Origin of the sequence: Streptomyces sp. NPDC085927 (assembly GCF_044540975.1) — a bacterium.
Classification (GTDB): domain Bacteria; phylum Actinomycetota; class Actinomycetes; order Streptomycetales; family Streptomycetaceae; genus Streptomyces; species Streptomyces hirsutus.
Genome location: NZ_JBITSN010000011.1, coordinates 63603 through 80472 on the forward strand (window position 1 = coordinate 63603; position 16870 = coordinate 80472).

The 16870-nt window shown below is 70.7% G+C and carries 13 protein-coding genes; 7 read left to right on the forward strand and 6 right to left on the reverse strand.

Annotated elements, in window-relative coordinates; genetic code table 11:
- The first annotated feature begins 393 nt into the window (after positions 1-393).
- A complete protein-coding gene (locus ACIF80_RS26105; RefSeq protein ID WP_399809099.1) occupies positions 394-1767 on the forward strand; it encodes a Cys-Gln thioester bond-forming surface protein in 1374 nt (457 codons plus the stop codon).
- 29 nt (positions 1768-1796) lie between these two features.
- Here the strand turns inward: ACIF80_RS26105 and ACIF80_RS26110 are convergent, their stop codons facing one another.
- Entirely contained in the window at positions 1797-2099 is a 303-nt protein-coding gene (locus tag ACIF80_RS26110; RefSeq protein WP_399809102.1) for a hypothetical protein, read from the reverse strand.
- An 883-nt stretch (positions 2100-2982) separates the two neighbouring features.
- Here ACIF80_RS26110 and ACIF80_RS26115 point away from each other — a divergent pair.
- Positions 2983-5718 (forward strand): FG-GAP repeat domain-containing protein, encoded by a 2736-nt coding sequence (locus tag ACIF80_RS26115; protein WP_399809104.1) that lies wholly within the window; start codon positions 2983-2985, stop codon positions 5716-5718.
- 507 nt (positions 5719-6225) lie between these two features.
- Here the strand turns inward: ACIF80_RS26115 and ACIF80_RS26120 are convergent.
- A complete protein-coding gene (locus ACIF80_RS26120) occupies positions 6226-6915 on the reverse strand; it encodes a hypothetical protein (RefSeq protein ID WP_399809106.1) in 690 nt (229 codons plus the stop codon).
- 417 nt (positions 6916-7332) lie between these two features.
- Here ACIF80_RS26120 and ACIF80_RS26125 point away from each other — a divergent pair, with 417 nt between their 5' ends.
- A complete protein-coding gene (locus tag ACIF80_RS26125) occupies positions 7333-7842 on the forward strand; it encodes a DUF6584 family protein (protein ID WP_399809107.1) in 510 nt (169 codons plus the stop codon).
- 780 nt (positions 7843-8622) lie between these two features.
- Here the strand turns inward: ACIF80_RS26125 and ACIF80_RS26130 are convergent.
- Positions 8623-9126 (reverse strand): hypothetical protein, encoded by a 504-nt coding sequence (locus ACIF80_RS26130; RefSeq protein WP_399809110.1) that lies wholly within the window; start codon positions 9124-9126, stop codon positions 8623-8625.
- 321 nt (positions 9127-9447) lie between these two features.
- On the opposite strand from ACIF80_RS26130, the gene ettA reads away from it, so the two are divergent.
- From ettA to ACIF80_RS26145, 3 genes are read left to right on the forward strand one after another with little or no spacing between them, the layout of a single operon-like run.
- On the forward strand, positions 9448-11112 hold the full coding sequence (gene ettA / locus ACIF80_RS26135; RefSeq protein WP_399809113.1) for an energy-dependent translational throttle protein EttA: 1665 nt from the start codon (positions 9448-9450) through the stop codon (positions 11110-11112).
- A 4-nt stretch (positions 11113-11116) separates the two neighbouring features.
- The gene (locus tag ACIF80_RS26140) at positions 11117-11560 is read left to right on the forward strand and encodes an acyl-CoA thioesterase (protein ID WP_399809116.1); all 444 of its coding nucleotides are present in this window, start codon (positions 11117-11119) and stop codon (positions 11558-11560) included.
- On the forward strand, positions 11557-12258 hold the full coding sequence (locus ACIF80_RS26145) for a hypothetical protein (RefSeq protein WP_399809119.1): 702 nt from the start codon (positions 11557-11559) through the stop codon (positions 12256-12258). Before ACIF80_RS26140 ends, ACIF80_RS26145 begins: the two co-directional genes overlap by 4 nt.
- Before the next feature lie 30 nt (positions 12259-12288).
- Here the strand turns inward: ACIF80_RS26145 and ACIF80_RS26150 are convergent, their stop codons facing one another.
- On the reverse strand, positions 12289-12693 hold the full coding sequence (locus ACIF80_RS26150; RefSeq protein ID WP_399809121.1) for a globin: 405 nt from the start codon (positions 12691-12693) through the stop codon (positions 12289-12291).
- Positions 12694-12853: 160 nt separating this feature from the next.
- Between ACIF80_RS26150 and ACIF80_RS26155 the strand changes: the two genes are divergently transcribed.
- The gene (locus tag ACIF80_RS26155; RefSeq protein WP_399809124.1) at positions 12854-13849 is read left to right on the forward strand and encodes a methyltransferase domain-containing protein; all 996 of its coding nucleotides are present in this window, start codon (positions 12854-12856) and stop codon (positions 13847-13849) included.
- Between the two features lie 56 nt (positions 13850-13905).
- Here ACIF80_RS26155 and ACIF80_RS26160 read toward each other — a convergent pair whose 3' ends face one another.
- A complete protein-coding gene (locus ACIF80_RS26160; RefSeq protein WP_399809126.1) occupies positions 13906-15372 on the reverse strand; it encodes an FHA domain-containing protein in 1467 nt (488 codons plus the stop codon).
- Between the two features lie 81 nt (positions 15373-15453).
- Positions 15454-16824 carry a VWA domain-containing protein gene (locus ACIF80_RS26165; RefSeq protein WP_399809129.1) on the reverse strand — a complete coding sequence of 457 codons (1371 nt, stop codon included), beginning with the start codon at positions 16822-16824 and terminating at the stop codon, positions 15454-15456.
- Positions 16825-16870 lie beyond the last annotated feature (46 nt).

Sequence of the window (16870 nt, forward strand, 5' to 3'; positions counted from 1 at the left end):
GCCACCGCGACCGAGCCCGCCGCCGCACAGCAGTCGCCGGAACCAGCCATGGTGACGTGATGACGCCGGTCCGGCCTTCGGAGGCGGAGCTGACCGAAGTGCGGCTTATCGGCGAATCCATGGCGAACAATCCCGAGGTGATTTATCGACAAGCCCTGTTCGTACGCGCTCCGGCGATAACGATTCCACGTCGGATCAGGCCTCCGACCTGATCACCGACAGGCGTGGTTCGCGGCGTACTTAGGATTCCGGGCATGGCTCCCGGAGTTCTTGGGGCCGGTGATTCTGCTGGTGGGACCCGTCCCCCACGTCAACGGGGCCCGCTCGGAAGGGAAATCGGTGTTTGCTGCGTCCTCTGGATTCTCTGCGGTGTCCGCACGCGGGCTCGGGCCGGTGAGACGTCTCGCCGCCGGAACGCTGGTGTCCGGATTCATCGCCGCCGGTGTACTGGCCGGCGCCGGGACGGCGGTGGCCGACGACGGGACGACGCGCGGTGAGAGCGGAGCGGCCGCGACCGTGGAGGGCCTGAAGACGTACGGCGAGGCCGTGATCCGCGGCGCCGCCGGGGACCAGCAGGTGTCGGCGGGACTGTTCGAGATGTCCGTCGAGGGCGGCGGCATGCTGCAGACCTACTGCGTCGACATCCACACCCCCACGCAGACGGACGCCGAGTACCACGAGACCGATTGGAGCGGGACCTCGCTGGGCGCCAACGAGGACGCCGGCCGGATCCACTGGATCCTGCGGAACTCCTACCCCCAGGTGAACGACCTCGCGGCGCTCGCCGACCGGGCGGGCGTCCGGGGCGAGCTGACCGAGCAGGACGCGGCGGCCGGCACGCAGGTGGCGATCTGGCGCTACTCCGACGACGTGGACGTGGACGCCGTCGACCCCCAGGCGGAGCAGCTCGCCGACTACCTGGAGAAGAACGCGCGCAACCAGGCGGAACCGCAGGCGTCGCTCACCCTGGACCCGCCGGCCGTCTCCGGACGCCCCGGCGAGCTGCTCGGCCCGGTGACGGTACGTACGGACGCGCGCAGCGTGACGATGTCGCCGCCGGCGGACGCCGCCACGAGCGGGGTGCGGATGCTGGACGCGGACGGCCTGCCGGTCATCAGCGCGGTGGACGGCACCGAGGTGTTCTTCGAGATACCCGAGGACGCGCCCGAGGGCACGGTCCAGGTGACCGCGCAGGCCTCGACCACGGTGCCGGTCGGCCGGGCGTTCGCCGCCGAGAGCCGCAGCCAGACGCAGATCCTGGCCGGCTCCAGCACCTCGACGGTCTCCGCGACGGCGAGCGCGACGTGGGCGGAGCAGGGCGCGATTCCGGCGATGACCGCCCGGAAGAACTGCGCCGAAGGCGGCGTCGACGTCATCACCACCAATCAGGACGACGAACCCTTCACCTACGAAGTGGCGGAGCGCGAGTACACCGTGGAGCCGGGCGAGACCCGCACGGTGACGGTTCCGGTGGCCGAGGACCGGACGTACGACTTCACGGTCCAGGGCGCGGACGGCTTCGAGAAGCGGTTCACCGGCATGCTCGACTGCAGGACCAAGGCGGCCGAAACCGGCGTCGACGTCCACACCCTGAGCGGCCCCACCCCCGCCCCCGTGGTCGTCGGGTCCACCACCGACGTCAACCTCGCCGACACCGGCGCCCCCAGCGCCGCCCCCTGGATCGTCGGCACCGCCATCACCCTGGTCGTCCTCGGCGGAGCGGCCCTGGTCATCACCCGGCAGCGCGAGGCGGGCCGCGGCAACTGACGCCCTCGGTCGACGCGCCCGCCGGACGGCTACTCCTGGAGGGCAAGGTCCGGACGAGTGGCCAGGAAGACCAGGTAAAGGATCGCCGCCGTCGCTCCCAGCAGGGAGAGCGCGCCGCCGACGACGGCGTGCGGTCTGCTCGTCCGGCCGTGGGCCGATGCCCGGTACTCGACGCAGGCCCGCACAAGCCCGACGAGGGCCAGGGGCAGCGCGAGGAAGCAGACGACCGTCCAGACCGGGCAGCAGAACCAGCACGCGACGGACGCCCCGCCGAACGGGACCGCGAGCGCTGTTCCCTCCCGCGTCCCGTCCGGTGCGTCAGCGGAAGCCATGGGCGGATCCAAGCAGAGCCTTCGGGGGGCTGCGGCAGGGACACCGGCCGGTGTTCCGGGACGGTGTCCGTCGCTCACCGCCGCACGCGTGTCGAGGAAGGACCCGGCTGGGACCACCGGACCCTCCGGCGGCCCCAGCCGGGCAGCCCTCCGGCCGTAGAGAACGCCAAGGGAGACCACCTCTGGAGGCCGTTCTCTTTCCCGAACCTCCTGAGTGGGTTTCGTGGCCGTTCGGGGAAAGGGACGTCCGCGGCCAGGCCGTGGCCGGCTCGTTCCCTTGCAGGCCCTTCGTGTACGTGTCACACAGTGGCGAGGCGAGGCGACCAGGGAAGAGGGTGCCAGGAACCGATCGCGGGTTGTTCACCCACACCGTTCCCGAAGCCGAGCTCGGCGCGCATCCTTTCCCCCTGCTCCCGGAGCCCAACGAAGCCTGTCCGTATGGCAACGAACGACCCGTCCGGATCCAGGCCCCCTTCTTCCCGGCACATGGTCCGCCAGTAGACCTCAGACCGCGCCGGCCATCGTGGCAGCGACCACCCCTCCGACCGCCATCGTCCCGGCTTCCGCACCAGCAGCCGCGACTGCCCGCACAGCCGCCGTGACGGCACACGCGCTTGGAAGCACAACGGCTGGGAGAATCAAGTCGGCTGACGCCCAGTGAGAACCGAAGAGCCCGTACGCCCGGCTCGTACGGGCCCTTCGCACTGCACCGGGACATTCCGAAAGCGCTGTCAGGCCACACTGATACGCTCCCGTCGCACAAGACATGCACAGGTCACTCACGGCTGTTGGGGTCACAGCTGTCGGGGTCGAGGGACCGGGGGGTTCCGTGGAAGGCTGCAAGGCCGTACGACGACGTCTGCTGGGCCGAGGGGGCACGGCCGTGGCCGTGGCTGTCGCCCTGGCCGCAGGCGCACTGGCCGCCGTGCCGGCGGGGACCGCGCGAGCCGTCGGCGAGGACGAGACCGTCCTGCCCGCCGCGGACCGCACGGCCACGCGCAACCCGGTGCTCATGGGATTCGGCGAAACCGGTGTGCTGTCGAGCCCTGAGGGCAGCACCGGCCTGCACTGGACGGACTACGCCACCGGGCGGACCAGGGAGCTGACCGAGTTCGCCGGCACCCAGCAGCCCAACGGGCTCGCCCAGTCGGACACCACGTACACCCTGTCGACCGACGCCGAGGGACGCCGTGTCGTCCGTTTCCGCGCGCTCGGTACGGGCGCGGACACGTCCACCGTGACCGTCCCGGCCGGCCTCGTCCACGCCGCCACGGCGGGCGAGGGCGTCGTCGTCGCCTACCGCCGCAGCGGGGCCGACGTGCACGAAGTGCACCTGCTGAAGCCCACCGCCGACGGCGGTACCGGCGACACGCTGCTGACCGGCTGGCCCGCCGACGCGAAGCTCCTCGCGATCAGCGAGCACGACGACCGCTCACTGCTCATGCGGTACCGCGTGCCCACCGAGGACCCCAAGGTCTTCCGCAACCAACTGGTCGTCGTCGACGTCCGCGACGGCTCCTGGACCGAGGTGCTGGCCCCCTACGACGCGCGGTCGGCCCGGACACCCGTCCTCACCGAGGACTACGTCGGCTGGTGGTCCCCGGGACTCGGCGCGCGGCTGCTGCGCCGGGACGCGCTCGACGGGCCGGTGACCGTGGTGCCGGGTGCGGGCACCGAGGGCAAGTCCGATTTCACGGTCGTCGGTGACGACGTCGTGGTGGCCACCTACGGCGGCGAGACCCGCGCCGTGCTCACCCGGCCCCTGACCGACGCCGGCGCGTGGCGCACGCTGATCCCGCGGATGGACGGCTGGGTCCGGCAGTCGGCGGACGGCTCGGCCGTCGTGACCGGCGGCCCCGACGAGGCGGACTGGGGCGTGCACCGGCTCAGCGAGGGGCCGGACGGACGGATCGTCACCGACGAGCTGATGGACCTGCCGCCGGTCCCCGCACCCGTCGACGGACTGGCGCTGGCCAACGGCACCTTGGCCTGGACCGACCAGACCTCCACCCCGGCCCACGACGTCATGTTCAACACCCGCACGGTGTCCGCCGGCCCGGTGCCCGAGGCGGGGCCGGTCCGGCAGGCCGGAGGGTGGGTCAAGCCGTGCGGGATCCACCACGGCTGCGTGCGGCTGTTCGGCGCCGGTGACGGCTCCGTCGTCCACGCCGACCTGGAGACCGCCCAGCGGGTCCACCGCCGTACGCCCACCGGTGAGGTCCAGACCCTGACCGTCCCCGGCTTCCACGGCGAGGTGGAGGCCGCGGAGGGGCGGTACGCACTGCTGTCCGGCGGTACCGACCGCAAGCAGTTCGTCGTCGACTGGACGCAGTCCAAGGCCGTGGTGACGCGCACGGCGAACGCCGCGGCCCTGTGGGGCGGACAGCTGTGGACCACGACGTCCACCGCGGGGCGCCTGTCGACGAGCCGCCTCGGATCGACGGCCAAGGCGGTCGAGGTCAACGTCGGCTCCGCGTGCGTGCCCAGTGAACTGCAGGTCAACGGACGTTTCGTGTACTGGGCGTGCGCCGCCCAGGGCAAGGCCGGGGTGTTCGACCGCTCCCGCGGCCGGTCGGTGACGGTGCCGAAGGGCGACGCGCTGCTGGCGGACGGTTTCCTGGTCCGCCACGACACCGCGCGGGGCACACTGGTGCGCACCGACGTGCGCTCCGGGCAGGCGGTCACCGCTGACATCGCCCCCCTGCCCGCCACGTCCCACCTCGCGGAGGGCGTGGCCTCGGACCGCCGGATCCGCTGGACCCTCGACCCGTACGGGAACCAGGTGGCGTACGTGGACGCCCAGGAGCGCATCCACATCCGCACCGGCGGCTCCCTCGCGGCGCCGGTGCGGCGGGACCACGCGGGACGGGACGGCCTCGGCGACCTGCTCACCCTTAACTCCTCCGGCGCCCTCACCTTCCAGCAGGGCACCGGCACGGGCACCTTCTCCGGGAAGGTGAGCGGCAGCGGCTGGGCGACGAGCGTGAAACCGGTGCCGCTCGGCGACCTGAGCGGGGACCGCTGCAACGACGTCCTGGTCCGGTTCAGCAGCGGAACGGTGCGCCTGTACCGGCCCGCCTGCGGAGCGGCGCTCAAACCGTCCACGCCGTACACGACGATCTCGACCGGCACCGGCTGGAAGCAGTACGACATCCTGACCTCGCCCGGCGACGTCACCAAGGACGGCCGCCCGGACCTGATCGCCCGCAACTCCTCCACCGGCGCCGTCTACCTTTACAAGGGCACCAGCACCGGGAAACTGTCGTCCCGCGTGAAGCTCTTCAGCAACTGGAAGGGCTACAAGAAGGTGGCCGGTGCCGGTGACCTGAACGGCGATGGCATCGGAGACCTGCTCGTGCAGGACAAGGCCGACAACCTGTACCGCCTCGACGGCACGGGCAAGGGCACCTTCAAGCCCCGGGCCAGGATCGCCACCGACTGGGGCGGCTCGTACAACGTGGTCGTCGGCGCGGGGGACATCACCGGCGACGGCAAGGCCGACCTCGTCGCCCGGGACACCGCGGGCAACCTCTTCCGGCAGAACGGCACCGGCAAGGGCACCTTCGGCAGCCGTACGAAGATCGCGAGCAGTTGGCAGGGCTACAAGGCGATCTCCTAGCCGCGAACCGGCCGACAGCCGTCTCTCCCGGCTCACACCCGGCCAGGTCAGCGAGCGCAGGCCCGAGGTCTACGCGATCAGGCTCTTGGACGCGCTGGACGGCGACGGCCCTCGCATACGGAGCCATGACGGCAAGCAGTCGCTTCGCCGGTGATGGGGGCTGCGCACGGCAGGGGGGAAACCGGTGCGCAGGGAACCAAGACCGCTCGCTTTCGTCGTCCGAGGTTCAGACGGGCCGCACCGAGGACAGCCCGGCCATCAACCGGGCGCAGCCCTGATTCGGAGGACATCACCGGACCGCCTCCGGACCGTCCGAGACAGCTCGGCAGTGGCCAACGACGACCAACGACGACCAACGACGACCACTCGGTCGCTGACTGACGACGACCACTCAGTCGCTCATGAATTACGGCCTGACCAGGGAAGAGCCGGCTCCCCGAGAGCCCTGGCAAGACTCAGGGCAGGAGGACACGTTCCGCCCAGCCCGTCGAGACGACTTTGCCGACCTCAGGCTGGTTCCCCTGCCGAGACGTCGTCAGCGGCCCCATAGGCTTCTTGCGCCGCCCTCAATGCTCTCCGCAGAGCGGGGATCACGTCGTAGATCCGTTGAACCAGGTCTTGGATGTCGCAGACAGCGACCTGGTGCTCCTCCACGCCCTTCCGGTTACGACTGCGATAGACGTGAAATACGCGATCGTCGAAGGCGGCGCCCTGAGGACGAGGCACACAATCACTGGCGCCGAGGCACGTCCGGCTCCAAGCGCCGTGCACCATGCGATTGCGCAGCAGGTTGATCGCGCCCACCGCTGCGAGGCTCTCACCAATGGCGTCGGAAAACTCGGCGGGCCACCGCTCCATCTCGCGGTGCTCTTTGAGGAGCGCCTTCCCCATGTTCACGAGCCAGTCCACCGACTGCCCCTCGAAGACGATCCAGCCGGCGTCCTCGACCTCGGCCAACTCTCCGACGACACCACGAAGGTGCAGCTCCATCTGCGCACTGGCCGTCACCAGCCGGCCCAGCGACATGTGCAGAGCATCGAGTACCTCATCAGAAGGCCACTGTGGGGTGCCCAACCCGTCCTCCTCGTAGTCGCCGAACGAGGTGGAACAGTAACCTCGCAGCATGTGGCGTGTGCAGCAGGTTTTGCCTTTGCGCCCACACAGGTGGCCCGCGCGGACGTCTCGGGAGATGTTCACGCGCGCCCGCTTCCACCGCTCCCTGCTGAAGGCCCAGGTCAGAGGCCTGGGCCTTGGTGTTGCGTTCGGTGATCGACCGCCGTGCGCCAGGCGTATGCCAGAAGGCTTGTCGGCCGCCTTCCCGACTGCGGCGCACGAGCCTTCCGCGCAGCCCTCGGGCATGCCGACGACCTCACTCGCCTTACGCTGCTTCCGCCCGAAGGCGCACGCCGGGAGGGTGCCTTTCCTCTCTGTCGAAGAGGAACCGTCCGGCCGCATCGGACCGTGGGCGTCGAGGCGGACCATGAGCCGCACCGCACGCCCACGGCTTCGGCGAGCACGTCATCCCGGGCGACGACGATGTGAGTCAGCGCGACTGCGAGGCCGCCCGGCAAAAAGCAGTCGAGACGTTGCACCGCCCTGCCCGATCATGCACACATGCCACTGACAGCCACCCTCGCCCGAGTCGACGCGGATCTGGCGGCCGGCCGGGTGCCCATGGCACGCCAACGTCTGCGCGGACTGGTCTCTTCCCACCCCAACGACCTGACGCTTCGCCGTCGCCTGGCCGGGGTGTACCGGCTGTACGGCGAGCCCGCGGAAGCCGGGCGCTGGATGTACCTCGAGGAGGACAGGAACACAGAAGAGACCTCCGCCTTCGAAGCGAGGTACCGGACTCCTCAGGAGCGCATGAGAGCGCTTGCGTGGCGCGGTCCCGAGTCGCTCACCCGCTCCAGGTTCGCCGTGGAGCAGCTGACAGCAGTACGAGTCGCCTGCTCCGATGCCCTGGGCCACCCGGTGGACTGGGACTCGGTGCCCTCCACTCCGGACGAACCGGACGTCGGGAAAGGCAAGTTCGCCGGACTTCTGACGGGAGCCGGATGCCTCGCGGTGGTCCTCGTGATGCTGGGAATCTGGGTGAACGGACTCATCGCCCTCTTCGACTGACGGTGAGCACTGGCGACGGGTGCGGTCAGGGCTCCAACACCGCTTCACCGCAGGCTTCGCGGATGGCCGCCGCCCATCGTTCGAGGGTGGCGGCCCGCCGGCTTGACTCGCCCATGGAGACTCCACCGACCTCGTGGGAGAGAGCCGCGTGGTCCTGGCACGGATTCAGTGGCCGGCCTGCGTCTCAGCAGCTACGGCTCGTGTGCTCCTGCGGAGGATGATCGCACGATGGGCAGCCGACACCGCCAGGAGCGCGAACCAGGTTCCCCCCAGGCACGGCCCAAGAAGACCCCACCAGTCCACGACTGGCTCCGCAAGGATCCCTGCGACCCACCAGACGTCGTAGGACACGATGCCGGTCAGCGCCACAGCTACGAGAGCCGTCGTCCACCAACGCTCAGGCCACCCCTTGCTCACGTTTCCCCCAGTCAGAACCGCCGATGCCGACAGGCCCAGTGTGCCGTGCCCGCTGGGTGCCCGATCAGGCGAGGAGTCACGGGAAACACCGGGTGATGCCGGCGAACCAGCACGCGAACGGCCCTCGACCGAATTACCTGGTCAGAGACTGTTTCACCTGGCGGTGACCGTGGGATTTGAACCCACGGTGACTTGCGCCACGACGGTTTTCAGGGCCTCTGCCCGGCGGTCGGCTGTCGGCCGCCCACGCGTGTCTGCACCGCCGAACACCCATAAGCCGACGCTGCGACTCAGCCAGGAAGCGTCCGATGGGGTCCAGTCGGTTTCCAGGAGGCCATGGACGACCTCATGGCATTGGCCTGGTCATTGATCGCAGGAAATCTCAGCCAACCATTCCGGGGTGTAGCACTCAGCGAACGACCACTTCCGGTCCGAGTGGCGGTCGTCCGTGCTGTCGGTGTACACCTCAAGCCTGCCGTGCGGCGTCAAGCGGTAGTACTCGCGAATCGGGTCACCCTCCACAGTGGGATAAGTCGCCTTCAGTTCTGCGCTCTCGCCACTCTTCAGGGCCCGCCGGAGACAGACGATTTCCCGCCCCGTCTGCTTCTGCATCTCCTCACCCTGAGCCAAGCTCACCTCGCCACAACTTGAAAACTCGGCTCTGGACTCCCAGCGGTCCTTGACCGGATCGTCCTGCGTGCCGCAACCTCCAGCCAGCAAGGACGCGGCCGCTACCGCGACGAGCCGCGCGCGGACCGAAACCGCCGCCACACCGCGACGACGGGCCCTGCTCTCACCTGTCGTCCGTGCCAGGTCCGCCGGCCCCACCCGTCGCAACCGGTCCGGCACATCGCCGTCGGCGTGCACCAGCAGTCCTGTCCTGGCTCCCAAAGCCCCTCCTCGGTGCGTTGCCCCTGACGGTGGGCGCACCCTAGCCGCACGTACTGACAAGGAAGGCGGCTCGGTCTGCCTGCCTGCCCGGCCGGGCCGTCTCCGGGCCGTCTCCGGGCCGGCCGAGACCCCGACGCCGACCGGTCGCGACCGGCAGTGACAGGCGAGCCGCCGTCGCGACCGGCGAAGCCCCAGCTCAGAGGCCCCGGACGGAACGCGTTTCCTCCTAGGGGTGGCGGTGCGGCAAGATGGGGTGTATCTGCCCACTGCCAGTTTCAAGCTGCCGGACGGTTTCTCTTGGCTGAGTTCATTTACACCATGCGCAAGGCGCGCAAAGCGCACGGCGACAAGGTGATCCTCGACGACGTCACCCTGAGCTTCTACCCGGGGGCGAAGATCGGTGTCGTCGGCCCGAACGGTGCCGGTAAGTCGACCGTTCTGAAGATCATGGCGGGGCTGGAGCAGCCGTCCAACGGCGACGCCTTCCTCACCCCCGGTTACACGGTGGGCATCCTGCTCCAGGAGCCCCCGCTGAACGAGGAAAAGACCGTCCTGGAGAACGTCCAGGAGGGTGTCGCCGAGATCAAGGGCAAGCTCGACCGGTTCAACGAGATCGCCGAACAGATGGCGACCGAGTACACCGACGCGCTCATGGACGAGATGGGCAAGCTGCAGGAGCAGCTCGACCACTCCAACGCCTGGGACCTCGACGCCCAGCTCGAGCAGGCCATGGACGCCCTGGGCTGCCCGCCCGGCGACTGGGCCGTCGCGAACCTCTCCGGTGGTGAGAAGCGCCGCGTCGCGCTCTGCAAGCTGCTGCTCGAGGCGCCCGACCTGCTGCTCCTCGACGAGCCCACCAACCACCTCGACGCCGAGTCGGTGAACTGGCTCGAGCAGCACCTGGCCAAGTACGAGGGCACCGTCGTGGCCGTCACCCACGACCGGTACTTCCTGGACAACGTCGCCGGGTGGATCTGCGAGGTCGACCGCGGCCGCCTGCACGGCTACGAGGGCAACTACTCCAAGTACCTCGAGACCAAGGCCGCCCGCCTCAAGGTCGAGGGCGCCAAGGACGTCAAGCGGCAGAAGCGCCTCAAGGACGAGCTCGAGTGGGTCCGCTCCAACGCCAAGGGACGCCAGGCCAAGTCCAAGGCCCGTCTCGCCCGGTACGAGGAGATGGCCGCCGAGGCCGACAAGATGCGGAAGCTGGACTTCGAGGAGATCCAGATCCCGCCGGGCCCGCGCCTGGGCAGCATCGTCGTCGAGGTGAACAACCTCAGCAAGGGCTTCGGCGACAAGCTGCTGATCGAGGACCTCAGTTTCACGCTGCCGCGCAACGGCATCGTCGGGATCATCGGTCCGAACGGCGCGGGCAAGACCACGCTGTTCAAGATGATCCAGGGCCTCGAGGAGCCCGACTCCGGGTCGGTCAAGGTCGGCGACACCGTCAAGATCTCCTACGTCGACCAGAACCGCGCCAACATCGACCCCAAGAAGACACTCTGGGCGGTCGTGTCGGACGAGCTCGACTACATCAACGTGGGCCAGGTCGAGATGCCCTCGCGGGCGTACGTCTCCGCCTTCGGGTTCAAGGGTCCGGACCAGCAGAAGCCCGCCGGTGTCCTCTCCGGCGGTGAGCGCAACCGGCTGAACCTCGCGCTCACCCTGAAGCAGGGCGGCAACCTGCTGCTCCTCGACGAACCGACCAACGACCTCGACGTCGAGACCCTCAGCAGCCTGGAGAACGCGCTGCTGGAGTTCCCCGGGTGCGCCGTGGTCATCTCCCACGACCGGTGGTTCCTGGACCGCGTCGCCACCCACATCCTCGCCTACGAGGGCGAGTCCAGGTGGTTCTGGTTCGAGGGCAACTTCGATTCGTACGAGAAGAACAAGGTCGAGCGGCTCGGTGCGGACGCCGCGCGCCCGCACCGCGCCACCTACAAGAAGCTGACCCGGGGCTGATCTCTTGCGGCACATCTACCGCTGCCCGCTGCGCTGGGCGGACATGGACGCGTACGGCCACGTCAACAACGTGGTCTTCCTCCGGTATCTGGAGGAGGCCCGTATCGACTTCCTGTTCCGCCCGGACAAGGACTTCCAGCAGGGGTCCGTGGTGGCCCGCCACGAGATCGACTACAAGCGGCAGCTCGTCCACCGGCACGCGCCCGTGGACATCGAGCTGTGGGTCACCCAGATCCGGGCCGCGTCCTTCACCCTCACCTACGAGGTGAAGGACGGCGACCAGGTCTACGTCCGGGCCTCCACGGTGATCGTGCCGTTCGACTTCGAGGCGCAGCGTCCGCGCCGGATCACCCAGGAGGAGCGGGAGTTCCTCCAGGAGTACACGGACGACGGCGACAGCACGAGTGACGCCGACGGCGCCGATCAGGACGAGGCCGTCGCGGCATGACGGTGCTCCACCTCGCCGACGAGAGGGAGGCCGCGGACCTCGCGGCCTTCCTCTCCCGGCTGCTCCACTACGACCGTGGGGCCGCGGTGCGCCTCCAGGCGTCGGGCACCGCACTCGCCGTGTTCGGCCGGCCGCCCTCCTTCGAGGTGCTGGCCGTCCGCGCCGTGCGGCTGGCCAAGCCGTACGAGGACGGCATCGACGTCACCCTGGACGTGACCGTGTCCGCCGGTGAGCTGCTGGAGTCGGTGGACGAGACCGCTGTCACCGCCGCCGTGCCGGGCGCGGTGACCGGGCCGCCGTGGGCCGGGATGCTGCCTCCGCGGAAGGGCTGGCAGGCCGAACCCGGGCTGCCCGCACCGGATTCCCTGCGGGCGCTCGTCGCCGCCGCGGTCGCCGAATTCAAGGCGCGTACGGGCGAGTTGGCGCCCGAGTCGCGTACCCGGGCCGAACTCGACCGGATCGGGCGGGAGATCTGGTCCCGCACGGTCGCCCCGACCGACCTCCCGGTGCGGGCGGTGCACGCGGCCCAGTCGCTGGGGTTCCTGCGGGCGGCGGCCCCGTCCGCCGGTGCGGGCGGCGACTTTGGGGAGCCGGTGCTGCTCGCCTCGGGCCCGTGGCTCCGGCTGCGGACGCCGTACGGGTCGATCGCCCTGCGGCGGGCGGGGACGGCCGGGGCGCTGGGGCTCAGCGTGCGCTGAACCCCGGTGTGCTCCGCCCCGGAAGGTGTCTCAGCCCGGGGAGTTGATCATCGAGGCCGCCGCGTACGTCAGGTACTTCCACAGCGTCTGCTCGTGCTCCTCGGACAGGCCGAGTTCGTCGAGGGCGACGCGCATGTGTCCCAGCCAGGCGTCGTGCGCGGCCCGGTCGACCTTGAACGGCACGTGCCGCATCCGCAGCCGCGGATGGCCCCGGTTCTGGCTGTACGTGGTCGGACCGCCCCAGTACTGGATCAGGAACAGCGCGAACCGCTCCTCGGCCGGGCCGAGGTCCTCCTCCGGGTACATGGGACGCAGCAGCGGGTCCTCGGCCACGCCCTCGTAGAAACGGTGGACGAGCCGGCGGAAGGTCTCCTCCCCGCCGACCTGCTCGTAGAACGTCTGCTCCTGAAGCGTGCCGCGCCGAATCTCTGTCACCCGTCCATGGTCTCAGACGGGGCGGCATAGGCCTCAAGCCCTAGGTCCCGCCGTTCTGCCCTTTGGTCCCGGTCCTCCCGGTCCCGGGACCGGGAGGAGGGCGGGGACCCCGTTCCTGCTCCGGGTCCCGTCCCCGTGCCGGTACTCGTACTGTGGAGGCATGGGCGGGCACGCTGCTCAGCGGGACCTGGACGACCTCGCCGGCTCGGCGCGGGCGGCACTGGTGCGCGAGATCGCCGCGAGCGGGACGTTCGACGCCGACCCCGTGTGGCGGGAGGCCTTCGAGGCCGTCCCGCGCCACCTGTTCGTGCCGTACTACTACGTGGGTGCCATCGGCGGCTACGAGCGGCGGTGGGGCGAGAGCCCCGACCTCCGGGCGGGCGAGGCCTGGGTGCGCGGCGCGTACGAGGACATCCCGCTGGCCATCCGGATGCGCGACGGCGAGCTGCTCTCCTCCAGCAGCCAGCCGTCCCTGATGGCGGTGATGCTCGTCGCACTGGGCGTCCGCGACGGCGACCAGGTCCTGGAGATCGGCACCGGCAGCGGCTACAACGCCGCCCTGCTCGCCCACCGGCTCGGTGACGACGACCTGGTCACCACCGTCGACCTCGACCCGGAGATCACCGAGTCGGCCCGCCGGCACCTGGACGCCGCCGGATACCACCCGGTGGTCGTCACCGGCGACGGCGCGCGCGGGGTGCCCGCACGCGCCCCCTACGACCGGATCATCGTGACCTGCACCCTGCCGTCCGTGCCCGGGGCCTGGCTCGCCCAGTGCCGGCCCGGCGCCCGCGTCCTCGCCCCGTTCGCCACCGGTCTGATCGCCCTCACCGTGCACGGCCCGGGGCACGCCGAGGGGCGGTTCCTGCACACGCCCGCCTACTTCGTACCCCTGCGCGGCGCGAACCGGTCGCGGGCGGTGCCGGCCGGCGAGACCGAGCTGGCCGACGTGCCGCGCCGGGCCAGGAACAGCGACCGGTTCCGGTTCCTGCTGACGCTGACCGCGGGCAGCATCGGGGCCGGGGAGGCGTACGAGGTGTGGCGGCGGGAGGGACGGCCGCAGCGCGAGCGCTACGGCCTCACGGTCGGCGAGGACCGGTGCTGGGCGTGGCTGGACGACCCAGGAGGGCCGCACCGCTGGGTGCTGCCCTCCTGAAACCTGAACCCTGGCCCCTGAGCCCTGGGCGTGTCTCCGGCCGGGGTCTCCCCGGCTCAGCCGCGGTGGATGGTGATCGTCGTCCAGGCGCCCACGTGGACGCGGTCGCCGTCCTGGAGCGGGACCGGGACGAACGGCTGAATCGGTTCCTCCGAACCGTTGACCGTCGTGCCGTTCGTCGAGTTCTGGTCGACGACCGCCCAGCTGCCGTCCGGCTGCTGCACCAGCACCGCGTGCTGGTGCGAGACACCCGGGTCCTCCGGCGGCGTCGACAGGTCGATGTCGGGGGTGTCACCGGTGGAGTGGCGCCGGCGGCCGATCGTGAGCTGGTTGCCGGTCAGGGTGCGCTGCTGCTCGGGCGAGTACGCGGGCAGGTTCAGGCCCGTGGCCTCGGGGCCGGAGCGGTGCATCATCGCCATGAAGTAGTCGCGGTCCGGACCGATCGTCGCGGTCCAGGTCACCGGACCCTGGGGCTGCTGCGGGAAACCGCCGGGACCGGACGGCGCCTGGGGCGCACCGGGCTGCGGATAGCCGTAACCACCGTGCTGGCCCTGCCCGTGCTGTCCCTGCCCGTGCTGACCGGGGCCGTTCGGACCGCCCTGGCCGCCACCGGGACCGCCGGACGGCGGGGGGATGACCCAGTCGTCCTCACCGCCGAAGGCGGGACCGCCCTGCTGCGGGGGCCGTCCGGTCTCCTGCGGGAATCCGGGCGGGGCCGGCGGGCCGGAACGGTACGCCTGCGGACCACCGGGACCGTTCGGACCACCGGGACCGTTCGGACCACCGGGACCGTTCGGACCACCGGGACCGTTCGGGCCTCCGGGCCCACCGGGCCCTCCGTAGCCGCCCTGGCCACCCGGACCGCCCTGGCCACCCTGTCCGCCGTGCGGACCGGGTCCACCGGGACCGTTCAGGCCACCGGGGCCACCGGGCCCTCCGTATCCGCCCGGGCCGGGCGGCGGCGGTACCGAGCGCGAGGGGTCGCCGCCGAAGCCGGGCGGGCCCGGCGGGATCGGCTCGGCCGGCCGGTTCACCTGGGACGGACGGGATCCCTGGTAGTCGTAGGAGTCACCGCCGTTGCCACCGCCGTACGTCGGGCCGGGCGGGGGCTGCTGCTGGTACCCGCCGTGACCACCCTGGCCACCGTGACCACCCTGGCCGCCTGGTCCGGGTCCGGGGCCGGGTCCGCCCGGGCCGGGACCGACGGGGCGCGGGGCTGCCGGGGTGTACGAGGTCGCCGTGTTCGTCAGGAAGTTCCACCGGCACTCCTCGCAGAACGGCGCGGCCCCCTCACGGGGCGTGCGGCACTGCGGGCACAGCTCCGCTCTGCCGCCGGGGCCACCAGGCCCCCCGTATCCGCCCGGGCCGCCGGGACCGCCCTGGCCGCCCGGGGGCGGGAATCCGTAGCCACCGCCGGGCGGCGGGGGAGGAGGGGGCGGCGGCACGGACCCCGCCATGCGGTGGCCGCACACCTCGCACCAGTCCTCGGAACCCGACTGGTGTCCGTTCGGGCAGGTCGGCATGTCGGCGCTTCCTCCTCTCCTTGTCCGGTCGCTTCCGACCGAAGTTCTCCGGCCCGCGGGCCGGGCTCGTTCAACTCGCGTTCACTTCTTTACACGAACAGTCTTGGTGGACCGGGTTTCGAGTGTCATCTCGTCGGCCTCCTCGACCCTCGCTTTCAGTCGCACAGTACCGGTCGCGGCGTCGACCACGTCCACCACCTTCGCAAGCAGTTTCGCAGTATCGGCGTTGCCGGAGACACTCGCGAGCTGGACGGCCCGGCCCAATTTGGACGTTGCTCCGTCGAAATCGCCCGCTTTGCGCAAATCAAGGCCCTGTTGGATGACTTGGGCCAGTTCGGCCTGCCCGGTGTAGTGGGCGACTTGGGGGTTGATGGACGTCGAAGCGGTCATGTCGTCCGTCCACACGGCCCGTACCAGACCCTGCGCGCCGAGCTTCTGGACGCCCTCCGCACCGCTTCCGGCCGAGGCGCCGGCGGGCTGCGGGATGATCAGCGAGAGCCGGGCGGCGAGCATCTCCCGCCCCACGTCCGCGGCCGGGACCTCGACGCAGACGTGGTAGTCACGGGACTCGTCGCCCCAGGAACCCAGCGGGTAGTCGCCCGCGCGGGGGCCGGCCTCGGTGCGCCGCCCGGTCAGTTCCTCGACCGTCGGCGCGACCTGTTTGACGAATTTCACACTCGCGCCCAGCGGGGTCCACAGCCGCAGAGCTACGTCCGAGACCTCCTTGCCCATCGCCGTCTCCATCATCCGCGTGAAGTCGTCGGCGAGTTCGGCCGGATCGGCGACGATGTCGGCGCTGCCGAGGAGACCGGAGGCGATCGCTGTGACTTCTTTCACTTCCCAGTCGGTGCCCACGCCGCGGGCGTCGCAGGTGAACCGTCCGGCGCACGCCTCCAGGGCCGCCTTCAGGTCCTCGGGCGACTCGTGCTCGTTGCGCCCGTCGGTGAGCAGGATGCCGTGCCGGATCGCCACGTCCGCCGATGCCAGCAGCCGGTCGGCCAGCTTGAGCCAGGTACCGATGGCGGTGCCCCCGCCCGCGCTCAGCGTGCGCAGCGACCGCTTGGCCTGCTCGCGGGTGGCGGCGTCGGCGACCGCGAGCCGCCCGGCGCCGGGGTAGACCTCCTTGGCGACATGCGTGCCGCCGACCACCGCGAAGTGCACGCCGTCGCGCAGGGCGTCGATCGCGGCGGCCGTGGCGTCGCGGGCGTTGCGCATCTTCGTCGGTGGATAGTCCATCGAGCCGGAGCAGTCGACCATGAGCACCACGGCCGCCGACGGCCCCTGGCCGGGCGTGTAGAGGTGGGGGGCCGCCACCGCGCTGCCGATGGTGCCGCCGCCGGTCGCGGTCACCGTGACGATGGCGTTGACCTCGCGGCCGCCCTCCGGCAGATACTCGTTCTGGTACACGTCCACCGAGAACTGCGGCACGTTCGACTTCGCGAAATTGGCCATGCCTGCTTCTCTCCCCCTGGAGAACCCCGACGAACGGGGCGACGAC